Source organism: Vibrio ruber DSM 16370, assembly GCF_900163965.1.
In the GTDB taxonomy this organism is placed as follows: domain Bacteria; phylum Pseudomonadota; class Gammaproteobacteria; order Enterobacterales; family Vibrionaceae; genus Vibrio; species Vibrio ruber.
Window position 1 is genome coordinate 24,000 of record NZ_FULE01000017.1, and the last position, 16,727, is coordinate 40,726.

The window sequence follows — 16,727 nt, forward strand, 5'->3', positions numbered from 1 at the left end:
TTTTCATTATCCCTGAATGGTTGATGTTCACGATAGACAAGTTCAAGCCTTGTCACTGACGGGAAAGCACCAGATCTGTGTTCCCGGCTCAATCTTGTCTTGATGATTGATTGCCAGCGTCTGCGACGTTTGAGGGTTAAGCAGCAACGTCGATCCTTCCAGCCATCCTTCTCCCATGACCGCCCGGAAGTCCGTCTCATGACTGACGCCAATCAGATACTTGCGACTTTGGGGAAGGCTGTCGACAACTTTCACGCGGCACAGCTTGTGATGCTGCCAGATGTCGAGGGTATTGCGGTTGGCGGTCAGAATCGGACCGGCATCAAAAATTTCGACGTATTTATCCGGTTCAAACCCCTGCTCACTCAACAGCCCGCATTGTAATTCGGCATCCGGATGCACCTGCCCCATCACCGCTTGTGCCTCTTCATGAATCAAAGGGACATACAGCGGGTGGTGCGGCATCAGTTCAGCAATAAAAGTTTTATCCCGGGTGCCGTTGTAGTATTCCACTTGGTTATAGTCGATCCGGAAAAACTTTCTGCCGACATGCTCCCAAAACGGAGCCCGGCCATTTTCATCAGCCACCCCCGGAATCACTGCCAGCCAGTCGGTAGTAAAACGCTCCGGATGGATCGACATAAACAGTAACCGACCTAAGGTAACCAAGGCGGGATAAAGGCTCTCTCTGAGAGACGGGATGATATAGAAAGAACACAGCTGAGAGTGATCACTGAGATCATGAGTCATGGTCAGCGCATGAATGCGACTGTGGACGTTCAGCTCCCGGGAAGAATGGATCAGGATATCATTGCGCAGCGCGTAGAAAGGCTCCTGATATCCGGCCAGTGCGTTGATCGCACCGGTGCCGAGAATCTGGCCGGTCAGCGTTTCTTCCAGCACAAAGAAGTAGCTCTCCTCCCCCGGAGACAATACCGCTTGCCGAAACGAATCGATCGACCGTTCTACTTTCTTAATCAGATGAGAACGCTGTGCAGGCAAAGTATAAACCATCGGGCCGCTTTCATGGGCCAGACGTTCAATTTGTTGGATATCACTCAATTGAGCGGGACGGAAAATAATCATCAACACGAAATCCTTGTGCAAAATTATTTCAGTACAGACTTGTCTGAGACTCTTAGATTACGAGACCTGACAGAAAAAAGATTATGAAAATCTGACCTGATTTTATAATTTTACACCATGGCGGAGGATAACGTGCCGCGTTCGGCAATTAATGGCAATCACGATTTCTCATCACTATACAATATACGGTGTTGCGGTAACCATACGCCCGGAATCATACAACGCCCCCCGAAAATATGTAGCACAACAGACCATTGATAGCCGGCATCCTTTTGCAGAATAATTGACCCCCACAACACATTCACTGACCCAATATGCATTAAACTGCTTACTTGATTCCTTGTTACTGCGCTCCGATTGTATCTGTTTAATCAACGTACAGTGAGGCTTTTATGAAAAACACATCTAGTTTATTGTTTATACTAAGTATTTTACTCTGCGGACCAAGTTTCGCGGATAATTCAATCCATACCGGTGAAGGGACATTTTATGGTTACGGCGGTGGCGGCAACTGTAGTTTCCCGTTACCGGATGACGCAATCTATACCGCAGCAATGAACGCGACGGACTATGATGGTTCAGCGGCTTGTGGTGCCGTGATTGAAGTGACCAATATGAATACCAACCAGACTGTCACCGTGCGTATCGATGACCAATGCCCTGAGTGTAAAAAGGGCGATGTCGATCTGGATCAGGATGCTTTTGCTGAAATTTCACCGCTTCAGGCAGGTCGTATTCCCATTTCTTGGAAGTATGTTGCGAACGAACAAGCCGGTAATATGAAGCTGTATTTTAAAGAAGGTTCCAGCCAGTGGTGGACGGCCATTCAGGTTCGTGATCATAAATATCCGATCGCGGCTATGTCATATCGGGTTTCCGGCTCAGGCAACGACTACACTCAGCTCACGCGTCAACCCTATAATTATTTCGTCAAAAATGATGGATTTGGTGTTGGCCCCTATGACTTCCTGATTACTGACTTTTGGGGACAAACCGTCGAAGTAAAATCTGTGTCACTTATTCTGAATACTGAGATAGATACAGCAATGCAATTACCGACACATACAAACGTAAACGGTGCATCGCACCGATAATCAGGTGCCATCCGTAACAAGGATTCAATCAAAAAGTAACATTGAAGTTGTGTCAAAATGGTTGATACAGACTCACAAGAGAGCCGATATCATCCACGCACAAAAAATGCACCCGAAGGTGCATTTTTTACGTCATAATTTTTTGCCTTGTCACTCTTTTTGCTCTGTCACTCTTTCTGCCCTGTTACTCAAAGCAACGATAAATCACTGCAAATATGAATCACTGACGGCAAATCATCGTCGGGTTATGCGCTTTCAGGCATACTTGCCATATCAATGACAAAACGATAGCGAACGTCGGAACGTTCCATACGCTCGTACGCATCATTGATTTCATCCATGCGAATCATTTCACACTCAGGCAACACATTATGTTCACCACAGAAATCCAGCATTTCCTGGGTTTCCGGAATCCCCCCGATCAACGAACCGGCAATACGGCGACGGCCAAAAATCATCGGAACGGTTGATGGTTCTTCCAACAGGCCGACCTGACCGACGATCACCAGTGTGCCATTCACATCCATCAGCGGAACATAGCCAGTGACATCATGCTTGACCGGAATCGTATCAATAATCAAATCAAAGCTGGACTGCGCTTGCGCCATGGCCGCTTCATCCGAAGAGATCAAATAATGCTGCGCACCCAATGCTTTCGCATCTTCAAGCTTAGAATCAGTACGGCCCACAACAGTCACCACGGCACCCATTGCGACTGCAAGTTTCACAGCCATATGACCAAGACCGCCCAATCCCAGCACGGCAACTCTGGTTCCGGGTTTCACATCCCAGGCTTTGAGCGGCGAATAAGTGGTGATACCGGCACACAACAGTGGCGCCACACGGGAAAGATCCAGCGATTTCGGAATGGATAACACGAATTCTTCACGGACAACAACATGACGCGAGTAACCACCTTGTGTCGGTTCATGGGTATGACGATCCTGACCAGAATAGGTTGGCGTCATCCCTTCCCGACAGAATTGCTCTTCTCCGGCTTCACACTGATCACAGTGTTGACATGAATCGACCATACAGCCGACACCAACGGTATCACCAACCTGATAGCGCGAGACATCAGACCCGACAGCCGTCACCCGGCCGATAATTTCGTGTCCCGGAACAAGCGGGTAAGTTGAACCGCCCCAATCATTACGAACCGAATGCAAATCCGAATGGCAAACACCACAGTAGAGAATCTCGATTGCAACATCATTTTCTCTTAGCTCCCGACGCTCAAATGCATACGGTTTCAAATCTGAACCCTGACTGTATGCTGCGTAGCCAACTGTTTTCATGATCATCTCCTGTTTCGTGATGAATTTTTGCTAATGACACATAAGGATTACTGTCATTCAGCGTACTAAAAATATTATTCATAAGGGCATAAAAGCATAATACATTATCATTGAATTTCAATCATAAAATATATTACCCCAATTAAAATGAGGTAATCGATAAATATAGATCACCTCATATCACTTGATATATTCATTAGCACAACATATGCAATAAAATACGTTCATCTGTAAACAAGATATATTATTATCTTGAATATATTTATATGTCCCTCCCTTTTTTCATATATTATATTGACAAATATATCACCCCATCATAACTCTGCACCGATTCCCGACCTGACTTTCTGATCAGCGATTAACAGGCTAATCAAATAAATACCGATATCGGCCCGGCTATTCCCGACTTGATCTTGTGCCACAGCATCAAGAACGAACTCAACAGACTCAACAAAAAAATCCTGATCTTCTAGTAACATATGCTTCATCTACTCCATAAGTTATGCCGCTTTCATGACAAGCGGATCTGACAAAAAATAAGCACTACAGAAGCAAACAGGCCACGAACACCCAATCAATCATGTCTTTTGCGACGGAGTACACGACCATTTGGCTGTTCTCCGGAGCAGGCAATGATATTATTTTTTCACTTGCCCGGCGGGGGAGATATAACCGGCTTGAATCTGTTGTCAGAATCTTAAATCTCTCCTTAAAACAGATAAAGCTTTCACGGGCAATCTCATACTAAAATCATACTAAAATAGGGCTTCAGGATGTCAAATGACAATATTAAGACGTTTTCTTACCTTAAAGGAACAGCGTTTACCAATAATTTAAAATACCAAACTCAGTGTAAAGATTATATTGAATTATCCAATTTGCTGAGTATTCCAAAATCCACTTTCAGTACATGGAATGCGCATAACCGTACCTCTCATGAACTGATTGTCCGACTGCATCTCTCACTGGGGATTCCCGTCAAACAACTCGCTTTGCCGAGGGATTATCCACTCAAGGATTTACATCCTTCGCTATGGGAAAGTCATGAATTCATACCGCAAATACAGGATCAGGCCAACTTTTACCAATCTCAGGCAGAAACCCGCCAGATATATCAGCACGCCACAGTTATCCTGCAACGATTCAGTCTCAGAGATGGGGAATTAATCAGTACCGGAGAGTCACCCTATGCCGCTCAGAGAATGCATGAGCTGCAACTCAAAGCGGCCTCAACGATCGAAGTTGAAACCACCGATACCATTTATCTGATAGATCAAAAAACTCAGGATATTGTTTCCGGCCGTTATCTGCTGGATATTGATGGCAGAATGCTGCTTCATACGGCACAACGCTTACCGGAACAGCAGATGCGTATTGTGTTTCCTGATGGTGCGGCGACCATCGATACCAACAAAGTCCGCGTTCTCGGACGAGTCGTTCTTACAATACAGCGGTCTTGACCAGACATGCATTGATTAATGATGACTGACTCCGTCATGATGTTAAACTGTGACAAGTATTAAACTCTACGATAGCAAATAGGTGAAGATGATGTCCCAACCCATAAAAACGGCCGTGATTGGCTACGGTTATTCTGCCAAAACGTTTCATATCCCGTTTCTTGAATCTTTACCTCAGTTCCAGTTTTGCGCCATTAGCAGTCGTCAGCAGGCAGTGATTACAGCGCAATATCCGGCTGTCACCTGCTACGAAAGCGCAGAGCGCTTGATTAAACAGTCAGATGCAGAGCTGGTGATTATTACCGCCCCTAATGATGTCCATTTCTCTTTGGCAAAAATGGCGCTGGAACATGGTAAACATGTGGTTGTCGAAAAACCATTTGTTACCCGTGCCCGCGACGGAGAAACACTGATGCGTATCGCACAAGAAAAGCAGCTCACGCTCAGTGTTTACCACAACCGCCGCTGGGATCACGATTTTCTGACCGTGAAAAAACTACTCGCTGACGGCAAGCTGGGCGAGATCAAGTGGTTTGAGTCCCATTTTGACCGCTACCGGCCAGAAGCCAGAGATCGCTGGCGCGAGTCTGCGGATGTCGAAGGCTCCGGTATTCTCTATGATCTCGCCCCTCACCTTATCGATCAGGCTCTGGAACTTTTCGGTATGCCAAAGGCGATCACCGCGCAATGCCGCTCAATGCGGCAAGTTGACGGGGCGACAGATTTCTTCAACGTGTTATTAGACTATTCGGATTTTCTGGTACAACTTCATGCCAACCCATATAGTCCCGGTGACAATCTGCGCTATAAGATTTTGGGAACCAAAGCAAAATATATCAAAATAGGGCTTGATCCTCAGGAAGAACGGCTCAAAGCAGGTAACAAGATTACAGCACGACGGCAAGAAGTCGTCTTCATCGCCGAAGGGAGCCTCTACACTGAAGAATATGTTGAATTGATACCGACGGAACAAGGCGGCTATGAAAATTACTTTGTTCAGTTAGCCGACTCCATTCGTCACGGAACACCACCACCGGTGACCGCGAAAGAGGCCTTAAACACCATTCGCCTGATAGAACTCGCGATAAAAAGCAGCGAAAGCGGGCAAACCATCCGGATAGAATTGTAATCGGGACAATGCGTTTATTAGTAGCATATGCCATAAATAAGGTTTATACTCCCTGAAGGGCTTATGCTTGCCGAACCATAAATAGGCTCGGCGACTAACCCCGTCAGCTCTGGCGGGGTGGTTGTTGCGTTAGCATTGTTTTATCAACTACACTTTTATCAAGAGCGTTGTTCGAACCCAATTCACTTTTGAGCCAACGCTAAAGGAGGCTCCGTGACTTACCTGCTGACATTTGTTGTATTTATCATCCTGATACTCGGTATGGCGATTGGTGTACTATTTCATCGCCGCTCGATTCAGGGAAGTTGTGGCGGTTTGTCTTCTATTGGAGTGGAGCGGGCCTGTAACTGTAAGGACGTTTGTGAAAATCAGGAAAAGACGCTTTATCAAATCCAGGAACCGGATGATAAACGTTAATCTTGTTAGCTGTTCAGACTGACCATGTGCGGAGGAACTATCGGAATATTGAACGATGGTTGGATGGTTCTCTTTATGGGGGGTGGGTTTCGTTGCTAAGGTCAATCTCACCTTTCGCAACGAAACTCGTGTATAACCTGAAAAGATTATCTCACTTTGCTGTGATATTCTGACCGCAATGAATCAATCGTTCTGAGCTTCTCTTTCGCACCTTGTAAGTTGCCTTGATCGAGTTCAGATTCCACCTGCTTAACGGCAACGGAGAGTTTTTGAAAACCTTCTTGCATTATTTTGCCTCTGTCGCCCTGATACTCCCCTTGTTTAAGGTCAGTCACGATTTCATCAAGCCGCCCCATGGCACTTTTCATTTCTTCAACACTCGAGGACTGGGCTGCATCTACAAAGGCTTTTTTAATCTGGCGCATTGATGAATGAACATCACCACTACTCGCCCAAACAGGAGAAAAACACATCACTAGTAATAATACGGTTATCTTTCTTAACATGGCATTGCTTCCTTATATATTTATTTTTTGACTGAGTCTTACTTCTGACAAATGGGTATCGCATCATTATCTTAAGATAAACGCTCATTTTGGCAAAGGATATTAATGACCGGTGATAAAAGCCCTGTAAATCGTTGCCACGCCACAACGTCTGATGCCTTATCCCTGACAACCTGACCTCTCACCGTCTTACACTGGATGCTTATTTCATATTCTTAAACTCAGTAATCGCCTCACGTCCGCGCAACGCTAAGAACTGCAAAAATTGGCGGGTACTGTGAGTAATGACCTGTTCCGAAGGGATCTCAAGTTTTGCAAGCAGCTCCCGGGCAAAGCTTAACTCACCCACCGCATGACAAAAATGAGCATCACTTCCGGTGGTAATCGGTGCGCCATACAACTTGGCAAGACGCCCTATCTCGTAGCATCGTTCAACGCTGCCGACACGGCTATGCCCCAGCAAGGTACTATTATTAATCTCAATCGCCACATGGTGCTCTGCTGCACACTGAATCACGGCATCAAAATCAAAATCATACCTAGGGTTGCCCAAATGCCCCAATGCATCCACTTCACCACGTTCGATCACACTCAACAGCGCTTGGGTATGTGTTTCTTTGTCCGCAGGTGCAAATACCGGTTCATGAAAACTGCCAATCACCCAGTCAAGTTGTGCCAGCACATGCGGCTGTAAATCAATCTCGCCTTGGGTATTTAAAATATTGGCTTCCACACCACGCATGATGGCGATCTCATTTAAAAATCTTGGAATGACTCTCTGATTGGCAAAAAACCAAGGGTGAGGTGCGCCCGGCATCCGTTCTGCATGATCGGTCGTACATAAGATTTTCAGTCCGTTCTCTTTCGCAACGCTGACATTTTCAAGCAATGTACTATAAGCATGACCACTTGCATAAGTATGCGTATGTGTATCAACAACAATATCCATAAAACCTCCCATTTCTCTCCCACACGAAACTATATCAATGCACTTTGTGACTGGCTATCACCAATTTCAACGGTTTTTTTGCAACCTGACCACATTCGACAATACTTATACCCGAGGGGCTGCTGATCTTTCGTGGTTGAATTTTGTTCAATCTGAACGGGTATTGATCGCGGGGCATGTCGCTTAGCCATCCTAAGTCAATGACCCGCAACAAAGAGTAAGACTCGTTCAGATGAACCCCTTGGGCAACATTTGTCGCCTATTTATCCAGCGTTAGGTCATGGTTCATGTAGAGCGCTACACTTCACATGACCTGCCTTGACTAAATGAACGACAAATTGCTGCAAAAAACATCACGAAAGATCAACAGCCCCTATTAACGGATACTTATTTCCTATAAAGGCTCGATTTACGGACAAATTTATGAAATTACGTCGCTATTCTCTTAGTCTTCATATTGGCAGTTTATTCCTGATTTTAACTTCAATCGTTGGTGGCGTTTTAATCCTGATCAGTTACAACCATGCTCAAGAATTACTCAGCGAAACCGCAAAACAGCTCAGCTATGAAAACAGCCGTAAAATCGAAACTGAATATAAACAAAGTATCGGCCCGGTCTTAACCACACTGGATTTCCTTGCGTTCAGCACGTTTGTCGAAAAGGAGCACTCCCCCATTGACGATAAGCGCTGGTTGGCGTCGATGGCATTAGTTTTTCAAAAAAATCCCAATTTGGTAGCAATTTACTTTGCCGACGACAATGGCGATTTCACTCTGATAAGATCCCTCTTGAATGAACAGGATATAAGACGTTTCGATGCGCCGGAAAATGCGACATTATATGCCCAACAGACACAAGCTAACGGCCAGAATGATATCTTCTTTCTTGATGAACAATTCCAGCAGATTAGTCACCGCCAGACCTTCGATAACCAGTTTGATCCGCGTCAACGCCCTTGGTTTTTATCGGCTCAGCGCGACGGAAAAATTCGGCTGACGGAGCCCTATTTCTTCTATTTTCTGAAAACCCACGGGGTAACGCTGTCACGCAGATCACCCGACGGGCACAAAGTTGTCGGTGCCGATTTCACGCTGGACTCGTTGTCCAGACAAATTGATGCTATCGGCTTTTCTGAAGATACAAAACTCATTCTGTTTGATCAAAAATATAATGTCTTAGCCCAACATGATGCCGGTGTATCGGTGACTAATACGCAGGCGGAGAACCGCAACAAGCTGGAAGATTCATTATTTACCCCGATTCTCCATCGCATCAGTAGTCAGGTCATTTATGAAACCGTCAATGATGGCGAACAAGATTGGTCTCTAACACTAACACCCGTAATTTTAAATCCTTACGTCACTTTAATGTTAGCAGAGGCAACACCACACGACGCCTTATTATCTAATTTATTATCGATGCGAGATCACCAACTGAAAGTGGTGATTATTTTACTCATCATCTGCTTTCTGACCGTTGCAATTATTGCATCAAGGCTGGCAAGACCGTTAAAAAAACTTGTTCAGCTCTCCGACAACATTACCCGGTTTGAATTTAAGAAAACCCGTTATCCTAAATCAATCATTAAAGAAGTCGCCAACTTATCTCAGTCGTTGCAATTGATGGAACACACGCTGCATGATTTACTCAAGTTACTCCGCAATACAGCCAGTAATCATGATTTCAATACGCTGGCCAAAACACTCACTCAGCAAAGCTATCAAATCACCCGGGCCGAAACGATTATTCTGTATATATTCTCCGGTGAAACGGAATCATTCACGACCCTGACCAACCATGCCATTATTCCATTCAGAATCGATATCAATGACTTACTGAATGAAACACCTTGGCTGAAGGCACAGCTACAAAAAGGCGAAGTTGTCCACCTCAGTAAACAAGATAACGCGATCAAAAAATACCGCGAGCAGTTATTCAATACGGATATTTATCTGTTCCCTCTGCTGAACCGGCGTCATCAGCTAATTGGTATTCTCAACCTCGGTTATGAACGCCCGCTGACTCAGGAACAATCCGATAAACACGCCTTCCTGCGCGAGCTGATGAGCTTTGCTCAAATCGCAAAAGATAATATTGACACGCTGCAACAACAAAAAGAGGTGTTCTACGCGTTTATCGAGCTGATTGCATCTGCGATTGATACCAAATCTCCTCATACACGCGGACATTCCCAGCGCGTGCCGACTTTGGTGCAGTGGCTGGCAGAAGCTACCGTTACCGATACACATTATTATCCTTATTTCAAAATGGATGCGTCACAGCGGGAGGAGTTAAACGTCGCATCCTGGCTGCATGACTGTGGAAAAATCACCACGCCGGAATATATCTTCAATAAAGCGACCAAGCTGGAAACCATTTATAACCGAATCCATGAAGTCCGGATGCGCTTTGAACTGCTCAAACTTCAGGCTGAAGCAGATTATTGGAAAGGACTGGCGGAAGGGAAAGATCAGACAACCCTGCTGGCCGAGCTTGAAGCAACCCACCAAACACTGGATGAAGAATTCGTCTTCGTTGCCCAATGTAATGTCAGCGATGCGCCAATGACCAATGAAAAAATCGAGAAATTACATCAAATTGCCCAACGAAACTGGAAGCGTACATTAGATGATCAGTTAGGTGTCTCCTCAGTTGAACGACAGCGGACCGGCAAACCGAAGTCTCTGCCGGTCATGGAGAAATTACTCGATGATAAGCCAAGCCACTGTGTAACATGGGAGTCCGGCAACTATAACTATCCGCAAGAGACGCCGCAAGAAACATGGCAGGATCGCTTCTCACTCAAACCGGGAGAGCTGCTATACAATCGGGGAGAACTGCATAATTTATCCGTTCGTCATGGCACGTTAACTGAAGAAGAACAATTTATCCTCAATTCGCATACCGTGCAGACTCTGATGCTACTGGAACGGTTGCCCTATCCGGAACATCTGAAAAACATCCCGAAAATTGCAGCCTGTCATCATGAACGCATGGACGGCCATGGATTTCCCAGAGGATTAAAAGGTGCAGAACTCTCCATTCAGGCCAGAATTATTACTGTGGCGGATGCCTTTGAATCACTCATGTTCCGTGAGCGACCGGATCAAAAAGTCAACATGCTGCCAGAAGTCATTGATCGTATGACTGATATGGCCGTCAACGGCCACTTGGATCCCCGTCTCTATTTACTGTTTCTGGAAAACAAACTGTATCAGCGTTATGCCCATGCATTTATGGCAGAAGAACAGATGATGCAGATTGACCCGGACATCCACATCAAACGCGTCAAACAATACCTCAAGACAATGACGCATCAGGCCTGATCACCAAGCCGACATGCGAAACCAACCGAAGATGCTGGCAGCAAATAACTTGATCAAATCGACACTTTTGGTTGATGTAAATCAAATTGTCAGAGAGAATAGAGGTCGGTTTTTTGCTCTTGTATGATAGGTGTCACGGATATTGATAACACCTATTATTGTTATAGAAAGAGCCAATTTTCTATTTTGGTATTGTGCTGTTACCGTTGGCACACGCTAAATACCTCGTTTTTAAGGGAAAGATGATGGTAATACCTGAAAACAGCAGCATCGTGATTTTTGGTGCTTCCGGCGATCTCACTTACCGCAAACTTATTCCTGCCTTATATCATCTATATGCAAACAATCAACTCCCCAAATCATTTGCAATTTTAGGTGTAAGTCGAACGGAATATAGTGATGATTCCTACCGGGAAAGATTAAAGACAACACTTCAGGAACTGGAAGAAACCGTTCCTGAAACGCTGGAGGATTTTTGTCAGCACCTTCATTATCAAGCGATTGATACCGCGAATGTCGATGACTATCAGACACTATCTGAACGGCTGGAGACACTGGCCGAACAATATCACTTCGAGCAACGCAACACCTTATTCTATCTTGCAACACCGCCGAGTCTGTATGGTGTGATCCCCGGCTGCCTTGCCGCGCACGGGCTAAACGATGAGAACCAAGGCTGGAAACGTCTGATTATTGAGAAGCCATTTGGTTATGACCTCAAATCAGCGCAAGAACTGGATATCGAAATTCACCGCCATTTCAAAGAACATCAAATTTACCGTATCGACCATTATCTGGGCAAAGAAACAGTGCAAAACCTGCTGGTTTTCCGTTTTGCCAACGGGATGTTTGAGCCGCTCTGGAACCGCAACTTCATTGACTATGTCGAAATCACCGGTGCTGAATTCCTCGGTGTAGAAGAACGTGGCGGATATTACGATAACTCCGGTGCCGTGCGGGATATGTTCCAGAACCACTTGCTGCAAGTACTGGCGATGGTCACCATGGAACCGCCGGCCGCGATTAATGCCGACTCAATCCGTAATGAAGTCAATAAAGCGCTGCAAAGTTTACAACCACTCAGTGACCAAGACCTGAAGCAGAATTTGGTGCTCGGGCAATACACGGAATCTGAAGTCCGGGGGAAATTCCTGCCGGGCTATCGGAATGAGCATGGGGTCGCTGAAGACTCTCGCACCGAAACCTATGTTGCGCTGAAAATGTTTATCAACAACTGGCGTTGGAATGGCGTGCCCTTCTATGTCCGCAGTGGTAAAAGACTACCGACCCGCGTGACCGAAGTCGTGATTCATTTCAAACGTACCCCGCACCCGGTATTTGCGCAGAATGCGCCGGAAAATAAACTTGTGATCCGCATCCAGCCCGACGAAGGCATTTTGATGTGTTTCGGTCTGAAAGAGCCGGGTGCCGGTTTCCGCGCCAAAGAAGCATCGATGGACTTCCACTATACCTCTCTGGAAGAGACCAAAATGCTTACTGCGTACGAGCGGTTATTGCTCGATGCCTTAAATGGCGACGCCACACTATTTGCCCGCACAGATGCGGTTGAGGCTTGTTGGAAATTTGTTCAGCCTATTCTGGACTACAAACAAGACCCGACCTCTTTATATGGATACGCCTGTGGGACATGGGGCCCTAAAGAATCGGACGAACTGCTGCAAAGAGATGGCAGAGAGTGGCGATTCCCCTGTAAAAATTTAACCAATACGGATTATTGCGAATTATGATCAATCACAAAATTTTTCAAACTGCCGATGACGTTGTGCATTCACTTGCCGACGACTTAAAAGCCTATAGTGAGCAGGGACGCCCTGTTCATGTCTCTCTGTCCGGTGGTAGCACTCCGAAAATGTTGTTCAAGCTGCTGGCCTCGGCTCCCTATGCGACATCAATCCAGTGGCACAACCTCCATTTTTGGTGGGGTGATGAACGCTGTGTTGCGCCGGATGATGCCGAAAGCAATTACGGTGAAGCAAACGCACTGTTATTTAGTCAGATTCAAATCCCGGCAGAGAATATCCACCGGATTTTAGGGGAAAATGACCCGGCAGCAGAAGTTGAACGCTTCGCCCAAGAAATGCTGGATCAAGTCCCGACTCAAGATGGCATTCCGGTATTTGACTGGATTCTGTTAGGTGTCGGTGGCGACGGTCATACAGCATCACTGTTTCCCGGTGCAACCAATTATCAAGAACCGGCATTAGCCATTGTTGCGTCTCACCCAGAGTCGGGTCAGTTACGCGTGTCTAAAAGTGCCCGTGTCCTTGAGGCTGCCAAACGAATCAGTTACTTGGTTCTGGGTGCCGGTAAAGCCGACATCGTTCATGAAATTCACACCACTGCTGCAGATGCATTACCTTATCCTGCGGCTAAAGTTCAGTCGTCTCAGGGAGAGACTGAGTGGTATTTAGATAAAGATGCAGCAGCAAAGATTGCGTGAGGAGATAAATTCAATGAAAGGTGATATAGGTGTTATTGGTCTTGCGGTGATGGGACAAAACCTGATTCTGAACATGAACGACCACGGTTTTACCGTCGTTGCACACAACCGCACCACATCCAAAGTCGATGAATTCTTGGCCGGACCTGCCAAAGATACCAATATTATCGGGGCTTATTCTCTGGAAGAGTTGGTTGAAAAGTTAGAAAAACCACGCAAAGTGATGCTGATGGTTCGCGCCGGTTCAGTCGTAGATGCGTTTATCGACCAGTTAGCCCCGCTACTCGACGAAGGCGATATTATCATCGATGGTGGGAATACCAACTATCCGGATACCAACCGCCGCGTTGCGTCTTTGAAAGAAAAAGGCATTCACTTCATCGGTACCGGTGTATCCGGTGGTGAAGAAGGTGCCCGCTTCGGGCCATCAATTATGCCGGGTGGTTCACCACAAGCATGGCCGGCTGTTAAACCTATCTTTCAGGCGATTTCAGCCAAAACCGATGCCGGTGAGCCTTGCTGTGACTGGGTTGGTAACGACGGTGCCGGCCACTTCGTGAAAATGGTACACAACGGTATCGAATATGGTGACATGCAGCTGATTACTGAAGCGTATCAATTCATGAAAGATGGCCTTGGCCTGAGCCATGAAGAGATGCAACAAACCTTCAGCGACTGGAATAAAACCGAGCTGAACAGTTACCTCATCGAGATCACGGCTGACATTCTTGGCTATAAAGATGAAGACGGCAGCCCGCTGGTTGAGAAGATTCTTGATACGGCAGGCCAGAAAGGCACCGGTAAATGGACTGGTATCAATGCTTTGGATCTTGGCATCCCACTGACTTTAATCAGTGAATCCGTCTTTGCACGTTGCCTGTCAGCACTCAAAGAGCAACGCGTTGCGGCTGAAGCACAATTTGGCAAGGCTATCGAGAAAGTAAGCGGTGATAAGCAAGAATGGCTGGATGCACTGCGTCAGGCACTGCTGGCTTCAAAAATCATCTCTTACGCACAAGGCTTTATGCTGATGCGTGAAGCATCCGATGAGAATGGCTGGGAACTGAACTACGGTAACGTGGCACTGATGTGGCGCGGTGGCTGTATCATCCGTTCAGCCTTCCTCGGCAATATCCGTGATGCCTATGATGCGAACCCAGAACTCGCGTTCTTAGGGTCAGATCCTTACTTTAAAGGCATTCTGGATAACTGTCTTGCGGCATGGCGTAAGGTCGCGGCTAAATCTCTGGAAGCGGGTATCCCAATGCCTTGTACCACATCGGCGCTGACATTCCTTGACGGCTATACAACGGCTCGTCTCCCGGCCAATCTGCTTCAGGCTCAGCGCGACTACTTTGGTGCGCATACCTATGAGCGGGTTGATCGTCCGCGTGGTGAGTTCTTCCACACCAACTGGACAGGTACAGGCGGCGATACGGCATCAACAACTTACGATGTTTAAGGCTCACAAATTAACAAACAAATCGTTCGATTATTAATAGATTTGTGATTAAAATTTGACCTTTATAAAGATGCTGCTTAAAATCAAGCAGCATCTTTTTTTACCTGTAACACCCAATCAGCATCATAGAGAGATCGAAAAATGTTCAATAAACATTATGTCTTTGTTCCTTCAGAACTTGATATCGAAACGTTTCGCTCACCAGAGGAAACAGAAACTGTGACGACAGAAAGAGAAGAACTGGTTCGTCAGGCTCAGGAAGCCGGAATGCAACAATGCGTAAACAATGACTATAAAAAATGTGCCTGAATATATTGCTGTTCAGCATCTATACACGGCACATCGGTACAAAACCCATTGTCTGACCTAACACGTTACGGATGCTCGTGTTAGGCGTTCCTATCGATTCAATCGTTTAATCAGCTCTCTCGAGCGCTTTCTTTTTGCGTATCACCACACAAGATGTCTGCTTCTGTTTGCCGTAGCCAATAATTTGCGTGAGAACTGCTTTCCCGACCGGGATATAAGCAGCGGCGACCACATCAGCCTGATCATCCACATGCGGATCGTGAATAAAGAAAAAGTGTTCGCTCATCCCGCTGAGTAAAATCCAGTGTGGCTCTTTGTTACCGGTAAATCGATATGTGCTGATCATCAGTAACACACTCGCCCCCTGCTCCAGCCAGTGTTCAAACTCAGCCTGTGTCGGTGGCAAATCTGTGACGGTGACATTTGAATGGGCAGTCAGTTGTTGACAAAAGTCCTGATGAACTAATTCAATCACCGATTTTTTATTCGGATCCCGCACCCCGTCGATGAAAGGTACCGTTGAAGAACGGCTCCACAGTTCCACCTCAAATCCGCGCCGCGCCGCAGCCAGCGCCAGCCCATGTCCGCTACATCCGCCATGCCCTGATGTCATATAGATTGTTGTTGCCTCACGCCATAGCTGTAGCTCATGGGTACGGCTCAGCTCGGTATCCGGTTCAAAGCGTGCAAAACTCATCAACAAACAGGCGGCACCGCAGGTAAACGGAGTCGTCTGGACATAAAGCGGAACCGGAATCTCTAAACGAGGCTCATGTGGATCAAGCCGTTTTTGCATCCGGATCCCGTCACACTGGTCATCATAATAATGCATCAGTATTTTGAGCCGTTTATAGCCCATTTTTTCATATAATTTTAACGCTGCCCTATTGTCATCACGGACTTCTAGCCGTAATGTACAAGCACCTTGATCAAGAGCTGCACGCTCACATTGCTCCATCAGTTGTTGAGCAATGCCTCGTCCTCTGAAGTCAGGGTTTACGGCAATCGAATACAACCTTGATAGCTGTGTACCTTGGTGAAACAGAAGTAAAGCATAGCCTGCCAGTTGGCTGTCGGATTCGGCAACAAACATGGCCGCGTGTGCCGATTTCAAAAACCGCCGCATTTGACGTGGTGAGATTTTGTCTCCGGTGAAAAGCTGTTGCTCTAGTGCATTTAGCGCAGAAAGATCAGTGTGGTTCGCATGACGAATGTCCATACGATGCCTC

General features: G+C 46.3%; 15 protein-coding genes. 9 read left to right on the plus strand and 6 right to left on the minus strand.

Translation table 11 applies throughout. The features are described 5' to 3' along the window. Positions 1 to 42: 42 nt before the first annotated feature. On the minus strand, positions 43 to 1,086 hold the full coding sequence (locus VR7878_RS06620; protein WP_077334575.1) for an arginine N-succinyltransferase: 1,044 nt from the start codon (positions 1,084 to 1,086) through the stop codon (positions 43 to 45). Positions 1,087 to 1,478: 392 nt separating this feature from the next. Here VR7878_RS06620 and VR7878_RS06625 point away from each other — a divergent pair, with 392 nt between their 5' ends. Then, a complete protein-coding gene (locus VR7878_RS06625; protein ID WP_077334577.1) occupies positions 1,479 to 2,180 on the plus strand; it encodes an expansin EXLX1 family cellulose-binding protein in 702 nt (233 codons plus the stop codon). A 245-nt stretch (positions 2,181 to 2,425) separates the two neighbouring features. On the opposite strand, the gene VR7878_RS06630 is transcribed toward VR7878_RS06625, so the two are convergent. Both VR7878_RS06630 and VR7878_RS21055 read right to left on the minus strand, forming a co-directional pair. Further along, positions 2,426 to 3,478 carry an NAD(P)-dependent alcohol dehydrogenase gene (locus VR7878_RS06630; protein WP_077334579.1) on the minus strand — a complete coding sequence of 351 codons (1,053 nt, stop codon included), beginning with the start codon at positions 3,476 to 3,478 and terminating at the stop codon, positions 2,426 to 2,428. A 314-nt stretch (positions 3,479 to 3,792) separates the two neighbouring features. Then, positions 3,793 to 3,957 carry a hypothetical protein gene (locus tag VR7878_RS21055; RefSeq protein ID WP_159440438.1) on the minus strand — a complete coding sequence of 55 codons (165 nt, stop codon included), beginning with the start codon at positions 3,955 to 3,957 and terminating at the stop codon, positions 3,793 to 3,795. Positions 3,958 to 4,251: 294 nt separating this feature from the next. Here VR7878_RS21055 and VR7878_RS06635 point away from each other — a divergent pair, with 294 nt between their 5' ends. The 3 genes from VR7878_RS06635 to nqrM all read left to right on the plus strand — a co-directional run bounded on the left by VR7878_RS06635 (position 4,252) and on the right by nqrM (position 6,484). After that, positions 4,252 to 4,938: a helix-turn-helix domain-containing protein gene (locus tag VR7878_RS06635; protein ID WP_077334581.1), complete on the plus strand. Its 687-nt coding sequence runs from the start codon at positions 4,252 to 4,254 to the stop codon at positions 4,936 to 4,938. 88 nt (positions 4,939 to 5,026) lie between these two features. Next, on the plus strand, positions 5,027 to 6,067 hold the full coding sequence (locus VR7878_RS06640) for an oxidoreductase (RefSeq protein ID WP_077334583.1): 1,041 nt from the start codon (positions 5,027 to 5,029) through the stop codon (positions 6,065 to 6,067). Positions 6,068 to 6,280: 213 nt separating this feature from the next. Continuing rightward, positions 6,281 to 6,484 (plus strand): (Na+)-NQR maturation NqrM, encoded by a 204-nt coding sequence (gene nqrM / locus VR7878_RS06645; RefSeq protein WP_077334585.1) that lies wholly within the window; start codon positions 6,281 to 6,283, stop codon positions 6,482 to 6,484. Between the two features lie 146 nt (positions 6,485 to 6,630). Here the strand turns inward: nqrM and VR7878_RS06650 are convergent, their stop codons facing one another. Further along, positions 6,631 to 6,990 carry a cytochrome b562 gene (locus VR7878_RS06650; protein WP_077334587.1) on the minus strand — a complete coding sequence of 120 codons (360 nt, stop codon included), beginning with the start codon at positions 6,988 to 6,990 and terminating at the stop codon, positions 6,631 to 6,633. A gap of 202 nt (positions 6,991 to 7,192) precedes the next feature. Continuing rightward, positions 7,193 to 7,939: a phosphatase gene (locus VR7878_RS06655; protein ID WP_077334589.1), complete on the minus strand. Its 747-nt coding sequence runs from the start codon at positions 7,937 to 7,939 to the stop codon at positions 7,193 to 7,195. Positions 7,940 to 8,362: 423 nt separating this feature from the next. On the opposite strand from VR7878_RS06655, the gene VR7878_RS06660 reads away from it, so the two are divergent. The 5 genes from VR7878_RS06660 (at position 8,363) to VR7878_RS21230 (ending at position 15,498) form a co-directional block, all read left to right on the plus strand. Beyond that, entirely contained in the window at positions 8,363 to 11,266 is a 2,904-nt protein-coding gene (locus VR7878_RS06660; RefSeq protein ID WP_077334591.1) for an HD domain-containing phosphohydrolase, read from the plus strand. A 245-nt stretch (positions 11,267 to 11,511) separates the two neighbouring features. Beyond that, positions 11,512 to 13,014 (plus strand): glucose-6-phosphate dehydrogenase, encoded by a 1,503-nt coding sequence (zwf, locus tag VR7878_RS06665; RefSeq protein WP_077334593.1) that lies wholly within the window; start codon positions 11,512 to 11,514, stop codon positions 13,012 to 13,014. Continuing rightward, the gene (pgl, locus tag VR7878_RS06670; RefSeq protein WP_077334595.1) at positions 13,011 to 13,727 is read left to right on the plus strand and encodes a 6-phosphogluconolactonase; all 717 of its coding nucleotides are present in this window, start codon (positions 13,011 to 13,013) and stop codon (positions 13,725 to 13,727) included. Before zwf ends, pgl begins: the two co-directional genes overlap by 4 nt. Before the next feature lie 13 nt (positions 13,728 to 13,740). After that, a complete protein-coding gene (gene gnd, locus VR7878_RS06675) occupies positions 13,741 to 15,189 on the plus strand; it encodes a decarboxylating NADP(+)-dependent phosphogluconate dehydrogenase (RefSeq protein WP_077334597.1) in 1,449 nt (482 codons plus the stop codon). A 141-nt stretch (positions 15,190 to 15,330) separates the two neighbouring features. Beyond that, positions 15,331 to 15,498 (plus strand): hypothetical protein, encoded by a 168-nt coding sequence (locus tag VR7878_RS21230; RefSeq protein WP_162841939.1) that lies wholly within the window; start codon positions 15,331 to 15,333, stop codon positions 15,496 to 15,498. 106 nt (positions 15,499 to 15,604) lie between these two features. Here VR7878_RS21230 and rimI read toward each other — a convergent pair whose 3' ends face one another. Continuing rightward, on the minus strand, positions 15,605 to 16,717 hold the full coding sequence (gene rimI, locus VR7878_RS06680; RefSeq protein WP_038184238.1) for a ribosomal protein S18-alanine N-acetyltransferase: 1,113 nt from the start codon (positions 16,715 to 16,717) through the stop codon (positions 15,605 to 15,607). Positions 16,718 to 16,727 lie beyond the last annotated feature (10 nt).

Excerpts from the sequence above, each read along its gene's own strand:
- VR7878_RS06625 (WP_077334577.1), top strand. The coding sequence starts at position 1,479 with ATGAAAAACACATCTAGTTTATTGTTTATACTAAGTATTTTACTCTGC.
- VR7878_RS06660 (WP_077334591.1), top strand. The coding sequence starts at position 8,363 with ATGAAATTACGTCGCTATTCTCTTAGTCTTCATATTGGCAGTTTATTC.
- VR7878_RS06640 (WP_077334583.1), top strand. The coding sequence starts at position 5,027 with ATGATGTCCCAACCCATAAAAACGGCCGTGATTGGCTACGGTTATTCT.
- VR7878_RS06620 (WP_077334575.1), bottom strand. The coding sequence starts at position 1,086 with ATGATTATTTTCCGTCCCGCTCAATTGAGTGATATCCAACAAATTGAA.
- gnd (WP_077334597.1), top strand. The coding sequence starts at position 13,741 with ATGAAAGGTGATATAGGTGTTATTGGTCTTGCGGTGATGGGACAAAAC.
- rimI (WP_038184238.1), bottom strand. The coding sequence starts at position 16,717 with ATGGACATTCGTCATGCGAACCACACTGATCTTTCTGCGCTAAATGCA.
- VR7878_RS06650 (WP_077334587.1), bottom strand. The coding sequence starts at position 6,990 with ATGTTAAGAAAGATAACCGTATTATTACTAGTGATGTGTTTTTCTCCT.
- VR7878_RS21230 (WP_162841939.1), top strand. The coding sequence starts at position 15,331 with ATGTTCAATAAACATTATGTCTTTGTTCCTTCAGAACTTGATATCGAA.
- VR7878_RS06635 (WP_077334581.1), top strand. The coding sequence starts at position 4,252 with ATGTCAAATGACAATATTAAGACGTTTTCTTACCTTAAAGGAACAGCG.
- VR7878_RS06655 (WP_077334589.1), bottom strand. The coding sequence starts at position 7,939 with ATGGATATTGTTGTTGATACACATACGCATACTTATGCAAGTGGTCAT.
- zwf (WP_077334593.1), top strand. The coding sequence starts at position 11,512 with ATGGTAATACCTGAAAACAGCAGCATCGTGATTTTTGGTGCTTCCGGC.
- pgl (WP_077334595.1), top strand. The coding sequence starts at position 13,011 with ATGATCAATCACAAAATTTTTCAAACTGCCGATGACGTTGTGCATTCA.
- VR7878_RS21055 (WP_159440438.1), bottom strand. The coding sequence starts at position 3,957 with ATGTTACTAGAAGATCAGGATTTTTTTGTTGAGTCTGTTGAGTTCGTT.
- VR7878_RS06630 (WP_077334579.1), bottom strand. The coding sequence starts at position 3,478 with ATGAAAACAGTTGGCTACGCAGCATACAGTCAGGGTTCAGATTTGAAA.